At 35.4% G+C, this 17,130-nt stretch carries 17 protein-coding genes and 1 tRNA gene; 4 read left to right on the top strand and 14 right to left on the bottom strand.

Annotated elements, in window-relative coordinates:
* Positions 1-46: 46 nt before the first annotated feature.
* The 3 genes from BN853_RS03480 (at position 47) to BN853_RS03470 (ending at position 3,567) form a co-directional block, all read left to right on the top strand.
* Entirely contained in the window at positions 47-1,885 is a 1,839-nt protein-coding gene (locus BN853_RS03480; protein WP_030004562.1) for a glycoside hydrolase family 13 protein, read from the top strand.
* A 99-nt stretch (positions 1,886-1,984) separates the two neighbouring features.
* Positions 1,985-2,704: a helix-turn-helix domain-containing protein gene (locus BN853_RS03475; protein WP_030004029.1), complete on the top strand. Its 720-nt coding sequence runs from the start codon at positions 1,985-1,987 to the stop codon at positions 2,702-2,704.
* 35 nt (positions 2,705-2,739) lie between these two features.
* Positions 2,740-3,567, top strand: coding sequence for an IS3 family transposase (locus BN853_RS03470; RefSeq protein WP_030004561.1), 828 nt, complete (start codon positions 2,740-2,742; stop codon positions 3,565-3,567).
* Positions 3,568-3,623: 56 nt separating this feature from the next.
* Here BN853_RS03470 and BN853_RS03465 read toward each other — a convergent pair whose 3' ends face one another.
* Complete coding sequence (locus BN853_RS03465) at positions 3,624-4,271, bottom strand: HAD family hydrolase (protein WP_030004560.1); 648 nt, start codon at positions 4,269-4,271, stop codon at positions 3,624-3,626.
* Positions 4,264-4,818, bottom strand: coding sequence for an NUDIX hydrolase (locus BN853_RS03460; RefSeq protein WP_030004559.1), 555 nt, complete (start codon positions 4,816-4,818; stop codon positions 4,264-4,266). The genes BN853_RS03465 and BN853_RS03460 overlap by 8 nt, the downstream gene beginning before the upstream one ends.
* Before the next feature lie 130 nt (positions 4,819-4,948).
* On the opposite strand from BN853_RS03460, the gene BN853_RS03455 reads away from it, so the two are divergent.
* Positions 4,949-5,024: transfer RNA gene (locus BN853_RS03455), tRNA-Lys, on the top strand.
* Positions 5,025-5,088: 64 nt separating this feature from the next.
* Here the strand turns inward: BN853_RS03455 and BN853_RS03450 are convergent.
* The 12 genes from BN853_RS03450 to BN853_RS03395 form a co-directional block, all read right to left on the bottom strand.
* Positions 5,089-6,195, bottom strand: a complete 1,107-nt coding sequence (locus BN853_RS03450) for an alkaline phosphatase family protein (protein ID WP_030004558.1) — start codon at positions 6,193-6,195, stop codon at positions 5,089-5,091.
* Between the two features lie 81 nt (positions 6,196-6,276).
* The gene (locus BN853_RS03445) at positions 6,277-6,735 is read right to left on the bottom strand and encodes a VOC family protein (RefSeq protein ID WP_030004557.1); all 459 of its coding nucleotides are present in this window, start codon (positions 6,733-6,735) and stop codon (positions 6,277-6,279) included.
* Positions 6,736-6,898: 163 nt separating this feature from the next.
* Positions 6,899-7,099, bottom strand: a complete 201-nt coding sequence (locus tag BN853_RS03440; RefSeq protein WP_030004556.1) for a hypothetical protein — start codon at positions 7,097-7,099, stop codon at positions 6,899-6,901.
* A 62-nt stretch (positions 7,100-7,161) separates the two neighbouring features.
* A complete protein-coding gene (locus tag BN853_RS03435; RefSeq protein ID WP_030004555.1) occupies positions 7,162-7,608 on the bottom strand; it encodes a MarR family winged helix-turn-helix transcriptional regulator in 447 nt (148 codons plus the stop codon).
* Entirely contained in the window at positions 7,605-9,443 is a 1,839-nt protein-coding gene (locus tag BN853_RS03430) for an ABC transporter ATP-binding protein (RefSeq protein ID WP_030004554.1), read from the bottom strand. The genes BN853_RS03435 and BN853_RS03430 overlap by 4 nt, the downstream gene beginning before the upstream one ends.
* A complete protein-coding gene (locus BN853_RS03425) occupies positions 9,436-11,208 on the bottom strand; it encodes an ABC transporter ATP-binding protein (protein ID WP_030004553.1) in 1,773 nt (590 codons plus the stop codon). The genes BN853_RS03430 and BN853_RS03425 overlap by 8 nt, the downstream gene beginning before the upstream one ends.
* Before the next feature lie 125 nt (positions 11,209-11,333).
* Entirely contained in the window at positions 11,334-13,520 is a 2,187-nt protein-coding gene (locus BN853_RS03420) for a glycoside hydrolase family 18 protein (RefSeq protein ID WP_030004552.1), read from the bottom strand.
* Positions 13,521-13,883: 363 nt separating this feature from the next.
* Positions 13,884-14,984 carry an RNA-guided endonuclease InsQ/TnpB family protein gene (locus tag BN853_RS03415; RefSeq protein WP_030004550.1) on the bottom strand — a complete coding sequence of 367 codons (1,101 nt, stop codon included), beginning with the start codon at positions 14,982-14,984 and terminating at the stop codon, positions 13,884-13,886.
* Positions 14,977-15,384, bottom strand: a complete 408-nt coding sequence (gene tnpA, locus BN853_RS03410) for an IS200/IS605 family transposase (protein WP_030004549.1) — start codon at positions 15,382-15,384, stop codon at positions 14,977-14,979. Before tnpA ends, BN853_RS03415 begins: the two co-directional genes overlap by 8 nt.
* A 250-nt stretch (positions 15,385-15,634) precedes the next feature.
* A complete protein-coding gene (locus BN853_RS03405; protein ID WP_030004548.1) occupies positions 15,635-16,129 on the bottom strand; it encodes a GNAT family N-acetyltransferase in 495 nt (164 codons plus the stop codon).
* Entirely contained in the window at positions 16,122-16,559 is a 438-nt protein-coding gene (locus BN853_RS03400) for a hypothetical protein (protein ID WP_030004547.1), read from the bottom strand. Before BN853_RS03400 ends, BN853_RS03405 begins: the two co-directional genes overlap by 8 nt.
* Positions 16,560-16,731: 172 nt before the next feature.
* Positions 16,732-17,079 (bottom strand): rhodanese-like domain-containing protein, encoded by a 348-nt coding sequence (locus BN853_RS03395; RefSeq protein ID WP_052591204.1) that lies wholly within the window; start codon positions 17,077-17,079, stop codon positions 16,732-16,734.
* Between the last annotated feature and the right edge of the window lie 51 nt (positions 17,080-17,130).

Raw genomic sequence — 17,130 nt, 5'->3', positions numbered from 1 at the left:
AAATAAAGGAGGATATTCTTTGTAAATCTTCAAAGAATTACACAATATGAACACATTTGCTTTACTACATCGTTCTAAATCTGAAATGGCTTACGCCTATGATAATGAGACACTTCACTTGTGGTTAAGAACTCAAAAAGATGACTTTAACCAGGTCAAACTTGTCTATGGTGACCCATTTCGATACGAACCCATTGATGAAAAACAAATACACTGGGCTTGGAAACATGAAAACGCCAGTGACCTAGTCATGACTAAGAAAATGTCAGATCATGTCTTTGACTATTATTTTATCGCAATTAAACCAATTCACAAACGTGTAAAATACGCTTTTATCCTAGATGACACCTATCTCTATGGGGCAAGAGAAATCTATGACCTTAGAGAAGATCACGACAAAAAGAAAAAATACAATTTATTCAACTACTTCAACTTTCCTTTCATCAATGAAGTTGACGTAATCAAAATCCCAACATGGGTAAAAGAAACCGTATGGTACGAAATATTTCCAGACCGATTTAATCGATCGACTGACGCTAAAAACACAATCACTCATGCCTGGGGAAATCCAAAAGAGGAAGTCACCAATCAAATGATTTTTGGTGGTAACATCAAAGGCATCATCGAAAAACTCGATTATTTGGTCGATTTGGGTATTACAGGCATTTATTTTACCCCTTTATTTGAAGCGGATTCGACCCACAAGTATGACACCATCGATTATTTTAAAATCGATCCGTCCTTTGGAACAAACGACGATTTCAAACGACTGGTCGATGAATCACATAAGCGCGGCATTAAGGTTGTTTTAGACGCCGTATTCAATCACTGTGGTTACGATCATCCTTATTTTCAAGATGTGATCAAACATGGAAAAAACTCGCCATACTTCGATTGTTTTTTTGTCAAAGACGAGCCACTTCTCAATTTCAAACTAAACGAAAATAAACGACCAATTTACCAACCTGGTCTTGTCCCTAATTATCATACGTTTGCCTTTACACCTTATATGCCTAAGTGGAATACCGAAAACCCAATCGCAAGAAAACACTTGCTTGATGCGGCGGCTTACTGGATAAAGGAATACGACATCGATGGCTGGCGATTAGACGTTTCAAATGAAGTCAGTCATGATTTTTGGAGGGCCTTTAGAAACACGGTAATAAGTGCTAAAAAAGACGCTTTTATCTTTGGAGAAAACTGGGACTACTCAATGCCTTGGCTACAAGGGGATCAGTTTGACAGTGTGATGAATTATGAATTAATCTATCCTATCTGGCAATTCTTCGGTCACGACCCTTATGTACCTAAAATTAAGGCCAGTCAGTTTGTTTTCTTAATCAATAAACTCTATGCGAGCTATCCTAGACAAATCTTAGAGGCCATGTTTAATTTGGTTGATTCTCATGACACCGCACGTATTTTAGACCGTTCTTTAGAGAACACCGATTTGGCCTACTTAGCTTACTTATTTATGTTTAGCTTCCCTGGTACACCAACCATTTATTATGGTGGTGAGGTCGCATTAACCGGTAAGGGAGACCCTGATAACAGACGTTGTATGACTTGGGATGAAAACGATCAAAACCTTGACTTTAAAGCCCGTATCAAACAGTTAATCAGACTTAAAAAAGAAGACACTACGTTTAAATCAAGTGACATTGAATTTGTTTATCATAACGATGATCAACAAGTCATCGTATACAAAAAGATTAGTGATTTCGAGGTGACATACTTCTTTTTAAACGCTTCAAATCAAACACAAGTCGTGAGTCTCGATTTTAACATTGAAGGTCACTGTTTATTAAATGACCATTTAATCTCTGATGACCAATTTACCTTAAAGCCATTTGGTTCACTTATTATCAAACAATCAACAAAATAACAAAAAAAGACCGCCAGTTTTCATTTGATATGATCCCCTTAAAGTAGACACTACAAATAATTAAAGTTTGTAGAAGTGTACAGAGAGGGGATTTTTCTTATGTCAAGAACACCAAGATTCAGTAAAGAAACAAAAATCAAAGCAATCAAAGCATATCAAACAGGAATCAAGTCAATGTTAGAAATCGCATGTGAATTAGGATGTGACGTATCCAGTGTTAAACAATGGGTCAGGAACTATGAATCGATGGGAAGTATGGCATTTGAGGATAAACCAAGAAACCAAAGTTATATGAAATCATTCAAATTAGAGGTGATTAAAGCTTACCACGATGGCAAAGGATCATACGCAGAACTGGCCAAACAATATCAAATAACATCAGACTCAATGATTAAGAGTTGGGTTTCCAAGTATAATAGACATAACGAGATCAAAGCGTATGATCCAAAGGGGTATGTTTATATGGCGAAATCAAGAAAAGTGAGTTATGAAGAAAAGTTAGATATAGTGAAATGGACGATTGAACATAACTTTGAATATAAACTCGCAGCGGAGAAGTTTGAGACAGCCTACTCACAAGTGTATAACTGGGTCAGAAAATACAACGTAGAAGGTGAAGCTGGTTTAAAGGACGAACGAGGCAAGAGAAAGCCTGTAGAGAATCTAAGTGAAATTGAGAAACTAAAACGTGAAGTTGAGCTTCTAAGACGGAAGAATGAACGTCTGGAGATGGAGGCTGAAGTCATAAAAAAATTCCAGGAGATCGAAAGGAGGGATATTTTAGCAAGATCCGCCAAGAAGCCAAATACAAAACGATAAAAGGGCTTCATGAGGCAAAAAACTATCCTATTTTGGTGTTATGTGAAATCCTTTTGATTGTTCGTAGCAGCTATTATAAGTGGTTAAAACATGAAGAAACAAATGAAGAAAAGATTAATCATGAGTTATCTCAATTGATTCTTGAATATCATGATGAGTTTAAAGGTATCTTAGGCTATAGACGGATGACTTTATGGATTAATAAGCGGAATCAAACGAACTATAATGTAAAACGCATCAGACGATTGATGAAGAAATTAGGTGTATCGTCGGTTATCCGTAGAGTGCGTAAGGGGTATATTAAAGTAAGACCAGAGATCACAGCAGAGAATGTCTTAAACAGACAATTTGAGGCTAATAATCCCAATGAGAAATGGTTAACAGACGTTACCGAGTTCAAGGTGATTGGATCGAATACTAAGTTATACTTAAGTGCCATCATCGATCTGTGTGATACCAGTATTATCAGTTACAAAATGGGTATATCGAATAATAACCAACTGGTAAATGAAACCTTCGAGAAAGCATTCCAACTTAATCCGGAAGCCAAACCGATGGTACACAGTGACCGCGGGTATCAATATACGAATAAAGTGTTTCAAAAGAAGCTCACTTCTAGAAGCATGACAGTCAGTATGTCTAGAGTTGGTAGGTGTATTGATAATGGACCGATGGAGAGTTTTTGGGGTACACTTAAATCAGAAATGTACTATTTAACCCAGTTTCACGACATCAATCAACTCAAAGTAGCGATTGATCAATACATCCAGTTTTATAATAAACAAAGGTACCAAGAAAAACTAAAAGGCTTAACTCCGATGGAATTTCGGAATCAAGCCTTAAAAATTGAATCAGTTATTTAATTATTTCCACTGTCTACTTGACAGGGGGCGGTTCAATTGTACTGGTGGTCTTTTCCTCATTTATTAATAATCGTTAAAATTTCTTTTGGATGATTTACAATGTACTTTGGTTGATATTTTTTTAATACCGTTTCATCTCTAAATCCCCATAAAACCGCGATCGCATCCACGTTTGCATTGATTGCCGTTTGCATGTCCACATCGGAATCGCCCACAAACAAGACGTCTTCTTTACTAAGCTCAAGCGCCTCGATGGCATAAAATAACATTTCTGGCGATGGTTTCCTCTTTAGTTCACTCGTTTCGCCAAGTATCACTTCAAAGTAACCTGGAAACAGTCCTTCAATCAATGGAATTACTTGTGGCATTGGCTTGTTTGAGACGACCGCTAAGCGAATGTTTTTTTCTTTTAATTGATTTAACAAATCATAAACCCCATCATAAGGTTTTGTTAAATCCGCCTTGTGTATTTCATAATGCGCCTCATAAGTCGATAAGCATTCAAGTACTTGTTCTTTGGGTTCTGTAAAACCAATCGAACGCTCAATCATTTGTTTTGCCCCATCACCAACAAACGATCTGATTTCATCTAAAGTTCGCTCCTTGAATCCGTGCTTCTTTAACATATAGTTAACGCTATTTTTTATATCGTCTAATGTATTTAATAACGTCCCGTCTAAATCGAATAAAATTGCTTTAATCATGATTGATCACCCTCTTAATTATTTTGTCGTAAATTGGAAACATTTCCGGTTCTGTGACGTATTTTTTATACTCACTGATCTTAATCCATCGAACCCCATTTGTTTCTTCATGGTTGATGATTAACTTTGTTTTATCACTAGCCACAAAAGCAAACGATACGTTTAAGTGCATATGCGAACTTACGGGTAAACCGCGTTTGACGTGAAACCAAACCGGTAATGCTTCAATACTGACAGGGCCTGAAGAAATGACTTTTAGCTCGCTCACACCAGTCTCTTCAATTGCTTCTTTTTTAGCTACTTCTAAGAAATCCGTATTGCCATCTAAATGACCACCCGTCCAACTCCATGAGTCATACATCTTATGATAAATCATGAGCATTTGATCAAACGTTTCATTAAATATAATCGATGAGGCAGTAAAGTGCATCATTGGGTGGCGATTCACTAATTCTTCTTTGAATAAGCTGATTGCTTGAAGAAACTGCTTTTTATCTTCAATCTCAAATGAATCCTTAGGCTCATAATTCGATATTATTTCAAACATTTCTGATTACCTCCTTGAAACTTACCCTTATATGATACAACATAATTGCATGATTTTCACATTTAAATTCAAAATAGTGTTGTAATTATTTTTTAAATATGTTATCATAATTTTGCGCTAAAAATAAGATGCATCCGTAGCTCAGTCGGTAGAGCAACTGACTCTTAATCAGTGGGTCCACGGTTCGAGCCCGTGCGGGTGTACCATTAAAAATAAGACGCTATCTCAGTGAGGTAGCGTTTTTTGTTTATTTCTAACTCAAATGCCTTGTTAGGATTGATGGTGCATGATTAAAGGGACCATCATTTCATCTTTTAAAAGACCAGCGTGATGCGCTTTAAACTGATTCACTTCTTTTAGTTGAATCATGTAGTTTGATTTGGCTATGGCCATATAATCACCAATAAATTCGTTTAACAACGGATGTTTTACCCCATCACCAAGCAATTTCGTTTCTAAAAATTCTTTTCTAGTTAACAAAATGAAATTCTTTTTAAATAGCCTTTTAAATTCATTTTTAAACGCTTCATGCATCCCATCTTTTAGATAAAATGCACACGCCCTTGGTTCAACCGAAGGCATACGTCTTAGGGTTTCTAAAAGCGTTTGTTCGTTATTGATATTAATCGGCTTGACATCCACTAATCCGTGATCAGCGATCAACACAATTAAAGTATCTTTAGCGACGTTTGTGATTAGACGTTTAACTTCTTTTTCAAGTTGTCCAATTAATTTGGTTAACTGTGGATCTTTTGTTCCTGTCTCATGAATGGTTTTATCTGGTTCAACCCAATAACAATAGCTAAAGCTAGCTTTACCCTTACTGACATTAATTAAGTGATCGACTTGAGCCTTGAATGTATCAAACCCATTATCTCTAAAACTCGGAAACACTTCATAGACGTGAAGATTGGGATTGGCTCGTTTGATTTTTGTAAAGATGGTTTCATAGCTTAAATCTCTTCGTTGAAAGTTCTCTTTTAGTACTTTTGTTTTGTCATAAAAATCTTCATTCATAAAAACAACGGTATTCGAATCATCTTTTTTATTGTATTGTGTCCATCCGATGTGACCATGTGAAAACGGGGGTAGCCCTGAGATAACGCTTGTTGTTGCAGCTACTGTTGTAGGTGGAAAAACAGAGGTAATTTCAGCTTTCATTAACGTTCTAAATATAGAGTCCTTGCTCGTATTGTTCTTAATGATATTAACGCCAAGCCCATCAAGTAATACTAACATCACGTGCTTTGGATTCATATTTAATTCGTTTTCTAGCAACTGAATTGAGTCGTAAGGACTTGTTACTCCGTAATGCTTAAGAATCGTTGCTGAAACATTTAAGATTGAGTTTTGATAATTAGGATAAACGGTTTTCACAGGTGGTCCCCTTTTCTTTTATCTTGTTGTATTTGGATTAAAGAAAAACGTGAATAATCAAACATTCACGTTTTTACATTCTTATTCGACTTTCAATAATTGTTCAATATTTAGTCGTTCCATATGTAACATTGCTCGTGTTACTCTGCCGACTTTTTCAAGATCAGAAGATCCTAATAGGTTCATTAATTGTTTTGGGACAATCTGCCATGTCACACCAAATTTATCAACTAACCAACCACAATTTTCGATTTTACCATCTTTACCTAAGGTATCGTAGTAATAATCTAGTTCTTCTTGTGAATCACAACTTACTAAAAACGAAACTGCGCCACTAAATTTCACATATGGACCGCCGTTGATTGCCATAAAGATTAAGTCATTTAAGCGAAACGTTGCTTGGAATAACTTCCCTTTCAATGGACCATCGTAATGCTCCCGCTTTTCTAGCACTTCACTATCTTTAAAGACTTCAAGATAGTACGCAATAACATCTTCCAAGTTGTCGTTAAACCACAGGAATGGATGTATTGTTTGCATTGCTTTCACCTCTCATACCTAGATTATATCAATCTTCAAATCGAAATACAAGATTAAATGTTAGCGTTTTCAAAAATAGGTATTTTATGTGAATTATTATTATTTTTTAGAAACGATAAAAAATCAGGCATTGATTGCCTGATTTCATTCATAAGTTTATTAACTATCGGTTACTGCTCATTTTTACAGTTAAATAATTTTGTTCGAATGCTTCTGGGTAAGGGTAAGCTTCTTCTCTTAAACGTTTAAATAAAACATAGATTAACTTACGTTCGTAATCAATTCTTGTAATTACGCCCATTTCTTTTTCATTCAATACTTGTACTTTTTCGCCAATTATGCGAGATTCATTGCTCCAAGCCATACTTAATACCTTCTTTCCCCAAATATATTATATCACAAAAAGTATTTTCTTACCTAGTAAAATTATTTAATGATTGCACTAGACGTTATTTTCTTCACAATTCGTCTGAACGTTTCTAGTTCTTCTAGCTCTAAGACACTAAATAATTCCACGTATTTGTCTTCAACGGTCTTCATCAAGGTGTTTGATAGTGCAAGGCCTTTTTCGGTTAACACCAGTTTATAATTGATTTCCAAGTTTTCTTGAAAATCTTTTTTCACGTAATTCTTTTTGACTAAATCATTGATCGCTCTTGACGTATTTGCTTTATCGACACCTAATTTACTGGTTAGTTCTTTTTGGGTTAATCCTGTCTTAAAAACAGACAACAGTTTAATGTATGGTGCATGAAGTCGGCTTATATTAAAATCTTTAATTTGATCATCTAACGATTGATGAATCATTTTTGTTAAACTGTGAAGTTCTTGAGTTAGACTTAAATAGTCGTAGTCAATGTGCTTTTCACTCATACTTGTTCAACCTTTTCAAACTGACTGTTGTAGAGGTTGGCATAAAAACCATTTTGTTTTAATAGCGTTTCGTGATTACCCGATTCGATGATGTCGCCTTCATTCATCACAAGGATGATGTCTGCATTCTTAATTGTTGAGAGACGGTGGGCAATAACAAATGTCGTTCTGCCATGCATTAGTTTATCCATCGCTTCTTGAATTAATACTTCTGTTCTTGTGTCGACACTTGAGGTTGCTTCATCAAGAATCAACATCGGTGCATTTCTTACCATGGCTCTAGCAATTGTAAACAACTGCTTTTGTCCTTGTGAAATACCCGATTCTTCATCTAGAATCATCTGATAACCGTTTGGAAGTGATTCAATAAAGTGATGAATATTCGCCATTTGAGCAGCCTTAATGACTTCTTCTTGAGTAACGTTTTTAGATCCATACGTTAGGTTGTCATAAATAGTACCTTTGAATAACCAAGCGTCTTGTAAGACCATCGCAAATAAATCGGCAATCTTCTCACGGCTTAATTCATGAATACTAACGCCATCAAACAAAATATCCCCCTCATTGATTTCATAGAATTTCATAATCAAGTTCACTAAGGTTGTTTTACCTGCACCTGTTGGTCCAACAATCGCGATTTTTTGACCTTTTGTTGCTTCTAAATTAAAGTCTTTAATGATTATTTTATCTGATTGATAACCGAATTTAACGTGTTTAAAGGTAACGTTTCCTTCAAGTAAATTGACTGATTGATGAAGATTAGATTCATCTTTCATTTCAGCTTGTTCTAAGAATTCAAACACACGTTCAGATGCAGCGATTGCACTTTGAACTTGGTTAAATGATTGAGCAATCTGCCCGAGTGGCTGTGAGACCCTGCGATTGTATTGAATCATTGACTGAATATCGCCGATTAAGATAACGCCTCTCACGGTCAATATGCCACCAAAAACACCAACAGCAAGGAACGATAAATTTGAAATAAATGTCGTAATTGGCATCATTAAGCCAGAAAGAAATTGGCTCATGTAGGCACTTTTTTCCATTTCATTGTTGTAAGTTTCAAATTTTTCTAAGTTTTTATTTGATGCATTGAATACTTTTACAACGTTATGTGCAGAATAGATTTCTTCGATGTGACCATTGATTTTCCCTAAACTCTTTTGTTGCGATCTAAAGTATTTTTGTGAAAACTTCATCACAATCATAATCGCAACAAACGAAAGTGGAATTGCGACAAATGATACAATCGATAATTGAATACTGATGGTAATCATGATAACGACAATACCAATAATTGAGGTAGTCGATGTAATCAATTGTGAGACCGATTGGTTTAACGCTTGACCGATGGTATCAATATCATTTGTTACAATTGATAAAACCTCACCATAGCTTTTGTTGTCAAAATACGCCAGTGGCAATCGATTAATTTTTCTTGATATTTGTGTTCGATATTGCTTAACTGTGCTTTGAGTTACTCGCGTTAAGATAAACGATTGAATAATATTAAAAATCATACTTAGTAGATATAAGACGATTAAGAGTATCGCTATTTGTCTAATTTTATCAAGATCGATTTGTGTACCTTCTTTAACCGATAAATGCACAACGTTCGTAATATCACCTAACAAGGTCGGTCCTAAAATATTAAATACGGTAGACATTCCAGCAAATAAAAACGCAATTAGTAACCAAAGTTGGTAACCTTTCATGCTGTTGAGCAATTTCATTAATGACTTTTTCATATTTTTAGGTTTTTGAACGGCACCCATACCGTGTCCTGGGCCATGCCCTGGTCCGCGTGATTGTGTGTTATTTACTCGTTTATTCATGAGCTAGTTCCTCCTCAGACAATTGAGAATATGCCATTTCCTGATACACATGATTTGTCTTTAATAGCTCTTTATGTGTGCCCTTACCGACAATTTTGCCATTTTCTAAAACAACAATTTGATCCGCGTGAAGTATGGTGCTAATGCGCTGTGCCACAATCAATTTAATCGCGTTCTTCGTCGTTTTTTCCAGTTCTCTTCTTAGTTTACGATCGGTTTGATAATCAAGCGCACTAAACGAATCATCAAATATGTAAATTTTAGGTTGTTTGACAATCGTTCTTGCAATACATAAGCGCTGTCTTTGCCCACCAGAAAAGTTTTTACCACCTTGGGATACGGGTGCGTTAAGATTATCTTCTAAAGCCATAACAAACTCCTTAGATTGCGATATTTCAAGCGCACTTAATAATTCTTCGTCCGTGGCATGTTCATTTCCTAATCTTAAATTCGATTGGATGTCACCTTGAAATAACATCCCTTTTTGTGGCACATAACCAACCAAATCGATCAAATCCGTTTGTTTCAGGTCTCTGATATCGATGTCATTAATTTTAATCGAACCGTGAGTCACATCATAAAATCTAGGAATTAGATTAATGATGGTTGATTTTCCACTACCGGTTGATCCAATGAAAGCCACCGTTTGTCCCATATTTGCTTCAAAATTGACATTTTCAATGACACATTCTTCCGCATTTGGGTATTTAAAACACACATCTTCAAACTTAATATGAATCGCTTCTTCTTTATTTATTGTCTTTGGATTAACTGGGTCTTTAATCTTTGTTTTGGTGTTAAGGACTTCTCTAATACGCTTTGCTGATACTTGGCCTCTTGGAATCATAATAAAGAGCATGGTAAGCATCATAAAACTAATTAGAATTTGCATCGAATACGTCGTAAATTGTGTTTGAATCGCGATGCCATCGTAACCGTTTTGTCCTAAGTTGCCTTGATTAATTAATACCGCAGCTAGCCAAACAATGGCTAAACTGACCCCATTCATTGCTAAAGCCATGTTTGGCATTAATAACTGCATCCCACGATTAACAAACAAGTTAAGTCTCGTGATGCGTTCATTGATGTTTTCAAATTTATCTTTCTCAATCTCTTGAGCGTTGTGTGCACGAACAACTCTTAGCCCGACTAGGTTTTCTCTTGTGACTAAATTAAGCTCATCATTTTGTTCTTGCATCACCTTAAATTTTGGTGTAACAAAAACGAAGATAACACTGATCACCGTTAAAATAAAGATAACCCCAATGGCGGTTATGATCGAAAGCTCATTACTTAGCCCTGAAATCTTTAACACACCTCTGATTGCCATCATAGGTGCTGTGATGGCCATTCTAAGTAAAATAATCATCACCATTTGTACTTGCTGAATGTCATTTGAAGTTCTTGTAATCAGTGAGGACGTTGAAAATTGATTGATTTCTTCTAATGAGAATCCATCCACCTTTAAATACAATTGTTTACGCAAATTCTTTGAGAGGTTTGCGCCGATGCGTGAGGCTAAAAAACTCGCTAAAATGGTTGTCGATATGCTAACAAGTGTGATTAAAATCATACTGAGTCCTATCGAAAGAATTTCATCGGTTTGTGGCGTGCCTGTCGTATCGGCTATACCGATACTTCGAATAATATCTGCGACTTTATCGATTAATCTTAAGTCAAATTCAATTTGAATGTAGATTAAGGCCACAATTAAGATAATGAGTGGGTAATACCACCACTTAAAGTATTTTGCTAGTTTTAACATAATGAATCTCCAATCTTGTTGACTACTCAACTGTTAGCATTTTATCACTTCTTTGTTGAGCAGTCAACAAAAATGTTTTATAAAAACAAGGACATCGAATCGTGTCCTTGTTTTTCTTGTTCTATTTATTTTCCCATGCCCTGTTTTACCGCTTCTAATAACCGGTTCGTTGGATCTGTTCCATACTCCCAAAACATCATCCCGCCTAACTTATTTTTAAGGATATAGTTTCCTTTTTCTAGAATACTTTGTGGGTTATCAAAAGAAATAAATTCGGTTCCATCCTTCTTGTAAATATAAGGTACGCCCGCACCAGTATCATAGACTAGCTCGTAACTCGAATCGGTCATATAGATGTTTTCAATGTGATTATAATAAACTGACCCAGCATTCTTAAATGCATCAAACGTATTGGTCTGTTCATTATAGATCCTTGTTTGTTTAATCCCATAGAACGCGACACCAACTACTATTTTACTGTAAGGAACTCCATAGCTATTTTTTAGCATTTTCACACTTTCATCAATACTTGCTGTATTTAGACTTGCACCAAGTTTTAAAGAGGTATTATGAAACGTCGTGCTTTTATAAAGTGCGTTTTGATATTGGCCATTTGAACTAGTCATTCCATAAGTCATTAAGTTAATGTAATCTAGGTAGATTTGTGAGTTAATCAAATCATATCGTGGTGGTTGCCACATACCACCGGTAATTGCTGTGGTAACTAAATGATTGGGATTGTTCGATTTTACTTTTTGATAGACGGTTTTCATCAGTGCCGTAAACCTTGTCTTCTCACTGTCCGTCGGTGTTTCCCAATCGATATCCACACCGTCAAACCCATGCACATTAATGAATTCAACAATCTGATTAGCTAGTGTATCAATCGATTGTTGTGATGAAGCAATCGAAGACCAGCTAGATTCAGGTGCAACCGACATAATCACCCAGTTCCCGTTTTCTTTGGCTCTTGGCATGATGTACTGTTTGACATTTGATAAGTAACTAGAACCGCTTAAGTTACCTTGACTATTTGCCGTAATAAACGCGGTATTGATGACATCTAAGGTCTCAAAAAATAAGTCGTCAACTTGTGAATAATTTCTGTAGATGTAACTCGATGCAAAGCTTGAATCAAGCGATTTGTAGCCTTTTGCAATCACATCGTAATTGATTGTTTTAATTAATTGATTTGCCTCATAGACATGAACAGAAAGGCGGACATTTTGATCTTTATACGGCCTTGTATAAATACCTTCGTTTGAAATCACCGATTCCGTGGAACTATCGAATTGAAGGTCAAATGCACTATAGGATGTTTCAAAATACAAGTTTTCATCGATGACTAATGGGATTAATTCATCCAAGAAAGTCTCTAATTCTTCGACTGTTTTTTCTTGCCAAATGGCCTCGTAAGTCACTTCAACCACCTTGTCCTTTGCTTGATGAACGCTGTAATCAGAAAACACGTTGACCCCATCAGACCAACCAACAAATGTAAATCCTTTTTTGTAAGGGATTGGCAAGGTCGCTGACTCAAGATACGTTTTTGTCAGATTTCCACTAATCACCGAATCCTCATAAAAAGAAATAACCAAGTCACCTTCCGTGTAACTTGCTGGGTCAAGATTAAAGGAAGCAAAGAGCGGATCACTTTGATTCGTATAATGTATGATTTGTTCTCTTGTTTCTGCATCAAAATAGTTAGCCGCAACCCCAATAATGAAATCATATTCAGGTAGATTTAACATCGACACTTGGGCGGTTGCTAAGTCTTTGTAGACAACCTCATAGAGATCGACTGTTTCGTTATAATTTAAAAACAATTTATAGTACCATCTTAATCCGGTGGTCGTCGAATCATGTAAGGAAAACGTTGAACCTGTGTAATCATTTTTACTAGTTATTGTGTGGGCGCTTGAAGCTTCAAGATCCGTTAATTGTTCACTTGTCCAGTAACCACCATTGGTTTTTAAAGTGATATCGACGTTAACTTGCTCATCCGGTTTGGTTGGATGCTCACTAATTTGGTAAAACGTTATTTTATTATCTAAGAATTCGTAGTTCTTCACTTCTTTTTTATTAACAATCAACCGTTCAAAGGTTTTTATTTCCCCACTTTTAGGTCTCACTTCAAAGTAAATTAAGACGTTTTGATCCGTAATGATAACCTCATAATCATGATTGACGTTAATTATTTTTTTTGTCTCAATATTGTAGTTAATCACTAAATACTCGTCGTTTATTGGTGTCTTACAGGAAGACAACAATAAAACAATCAAAAAGACAAGTATTGATGCGTATTTTTTCATATAATCACTCCCACAAACATTATAGCTTGATTTAATTGATTATTATCGTTTTTTCGAATTAATCCCTTTCTTTTTTAGGTCTTGATAATAAATTTCAAAACCCTAGGCAAGCTAGCTTAGGGTCTGTTCTTTTTCTTTTCGTCTATTTTTCTTATCTGCGTACATTCTTAATTCAGCTTCTCTCATCTGAGAAAGCAGATTTTTTTGTTCAAAATTTGATGAATACCCTACCGCCGCAGAGACAACTTCTCCTGAAAGTGAACTACCCACCACTTAATCGAAGTGGGGGCTTCCTATCCAAACCGATGTACCCACCAGTGACTCAATAGGCTATCCCCGTAGTCCCTACGGTTCTGAATCCTTTTATAACTGAAATGCTAACTTATATTGTCTTAATCCTTCTCTGTTGATATTGATCGCTGCGTTGTGATCTCGATCTAGGTGTAGTCGACAACTTGGACACTCAAACACTCGGTTAGAGAGTTTAAGTTCCGTGTGAATCTCGCCACAGTGACTACATAACTTCGATGATGGATACCATTTATCCATCGTCATAAGTGTCTTGCCTTCTTTTGCTAACTTGTACTTCAAAAATGAGATAAACCGTGTCCATCCAAACCTAGAAATCTGTTTGGCGTAGTATGGATTTGTTTTAGACATCTCTATGAGATTCAAACCCTCGACACTCACTAATTCATAACGCTTGGCTATCGCGTTTGATAGTTTATGTAAGAAGTCATCTCTTCTATGTCTAATTCGTTCATGTAATAAGGCAATCTCTAATACTTTCTTTTGGTAATTACTAGAGCCTTTGATTCTTCTAGATAAACTTCTTTGTAGGATTCTTAATGTCGTAAAGTCTGTTTGAATGGCTTTAGGATAATCCATCTTGAATCCTTGGTCATCTATATAGAAATGATTCATTGAGAAATCTAGACCTATTGAATGATTGACTGCTTGTTTCTTAATCTCTATTTGGTATTCATATAGAATAGAAACATAATACTTACCTGTACTTGTTTTAGATACCGTAACGTTCTTTATAGACATATCACTAGGTATGGTTCTGTGTTGTTTGATTTTAACATCACCTAGTTTAGGTAGTTTGATATAACCCTTCTTTAGTACGATATTGTTATTAACGAAATTAGTCGTATAACCATAGTCTTGTTTCTTAGAGTGAAACTTAGGCAGGTCTTGTTTTCGTCTAAAGAACATTCTAAAGGCTTTTTCTAAATTGAGTTGGGTATTGGCTAAGGATAACGAGTCAATATCCTTTAAGAAGGGATACGTATCTTTATACTGAGCAGGTCGGTTATATAACATGCCCTTAGTTAACTCATAATGTTTTTGTTTGTCATCTAACATCTTATTCCACAGAAAGCGATTATGGCCTAAGGTCATATGAATCAAAGTCTTTTGAGTGTCCGTTGGATAGATTCTAAACTTAAAGGCTTTATTCATCTTTTTCACCCTGACTTTCGATATACTGTTTAATCACATCGATCGGTGCACCACCCGAAGTTAACAAACAAAAACTTTGACTCCAAAAGTAAGACTGCCATAACTTGTTACGTACAGATTCAAACTCTTGTTTGATTAATCGAGATGAAGCTGATTTATAGGCATTAATGAATTTGGATAGTTCGGTTTTTGGGTGACTCCTAAATAAAACGTGAACATGATCTGAATCGTGGTTCCACTCAATTAAGGTAATATGATAATTAGTAGCTATATTTTCAAAAATCTCTTTAGCACGATTAGAGATGTCGTCTGTAAAGACTTCACGTCTATATTTAGTGACTAAAATCAAGTGATACCACAACATAAAGACTGAATGTGAATTCGTGTCTAATTTTAACATTATATAGCCTTCTTTCCGTAATTATACCGAATGTTTATTATATTTATATTATACCATGTTTTATATATAATATTCCAAATAAAAAAACAAAAAAATCAATTCGTCCCGCTACCTATAGAGGAAGGGGACTTCTTGATTAGATTGTTAAAATAAATCCGAAACAAAGTCACAATTAAAAAAACGATTAATGAGCCTACAATGGATTGAATTAACAAGATGTTATTGCTAATAATCTCTGCCATTTCATCACCTACTTAGTGCACTTATGAAATGCTAAGCGCTCTTTATCAATTGGTTGTTCTAAGTATATTTTACCACATAAAACGAAACCATCCTTAATCAAATAATTGATCATCGCTTGGTTTAATTCGTGTGTGTCAATTCGCATGTTGTTTGATTTGAAATAATCAAACGCATAATCAAACATTTTTTTAGTAATACCCTTACCAACAAAATAATTAGATACAGCGATTCGGTGTATCACAATATAATCATCCTCATTGAGCCAATTACCTTCGATTACATCGTAAGTCTTCTCATAGGGATAAATCGCCATTACACCAACGATGGTACCCTCAATCTCATACACAAATAAAGCCTCCTGACTAATATCATTAAGAAATATTTGCTCATTTGGGTAACCATTTTGCCATTGTGGTGAACCAGTGGTTCTAATGCGAGCTTTCGCTTCCTCAATCACACTTAGTATTCCTGTTAAATCGTATGTCGTCGCTTTTCTAATCACGTTCAATGTACTCCTTAAATGCTTTCATATCCTCTTCTGTTTGTTTGATATAGTGCAATTTATCAACTGTAAAGTCGTCAACAAACTCAAAAATAACTTCATTTGTCCACAATGTGTTTTGATCATTTACATTCGAGAATGAATAGGTCATTTTGTTTTTAATGTCACCCATGGTATATAGGAGCGTTATTGACGTAGGTAATTGATTGTCAATCACGTACTCATCCATGTATATTTTTGTTCCATTATAATTATAGAACAATCTTGTTACAGCGCCTTTTTCTAATGTTTTCCCTCGCATTAAATGATACGTGATTAGCGGGGGTTGTTGATGGTATTTAAGCAGGTCGTAATCAAATAGTTTTTCACAAACCTCTTGGATGCTTTTCTTAATTTTAACCGTGATGCGGTAGTTAATTGACTTAGACATGTGTTCACTCGTTTCTAGTTATTTCTAATATCGATATTATAGCACAATAACCTCGATTTGGCATAAGAAAAATTCGATTTAGCCAAGTATCTAATGACATCCTATCATATTCCTAAAAGATGCTGCATTATTGCAATTGCCTCTATTTATAAAAAAAACACCTAAGTGCTTTTTAAAACAAATCCGATTCAGTTTCACCTGGCCAAGCAACGATTCCACCTAAGTCATAAACATTACTATAGCCTTTTTCAACCATGATTTCAACTGCTTTTGAGCTTCTAACCCCATGTTCACAATAAATAACATAGGTTTGATAACGATCTGGAAACCATTCATCAACTTGATCAAACATCTGAACTGGTAAAACGACCGATTCAGGAATACGTTTGATTTGGTGCTCCTGTACGGTTCTGCAATCAATTAATACGATGGCTTCTCCATCTTCAAGTCGGCTAATGTATTGGCTTGGTGTGATTTCTTTATTGGTTCTACCTTTTAAATGAAAATCAAAAAAACTCATCCTTAACACCTCATTATCAATCATAGCATTAGTCTTTTTAAAATGCTCGTA

The sequence above is a fragment of the Paracholeplasma brassicae genome, from assembly GCF_000967915.1.
In the GTDB taxonomy this organism is placed as follows: domain Bacteria; phylum Bacillota_I; class Bacilli_A; order Acholeplasmatales; family UBA5453; genus Paracholeplasma; species Paracholeplasma brassicae.
Note: the sequence above shows the minus strand (reverse complement) of the source record. Positions and strands in the feature narration are given on the sequence as shown.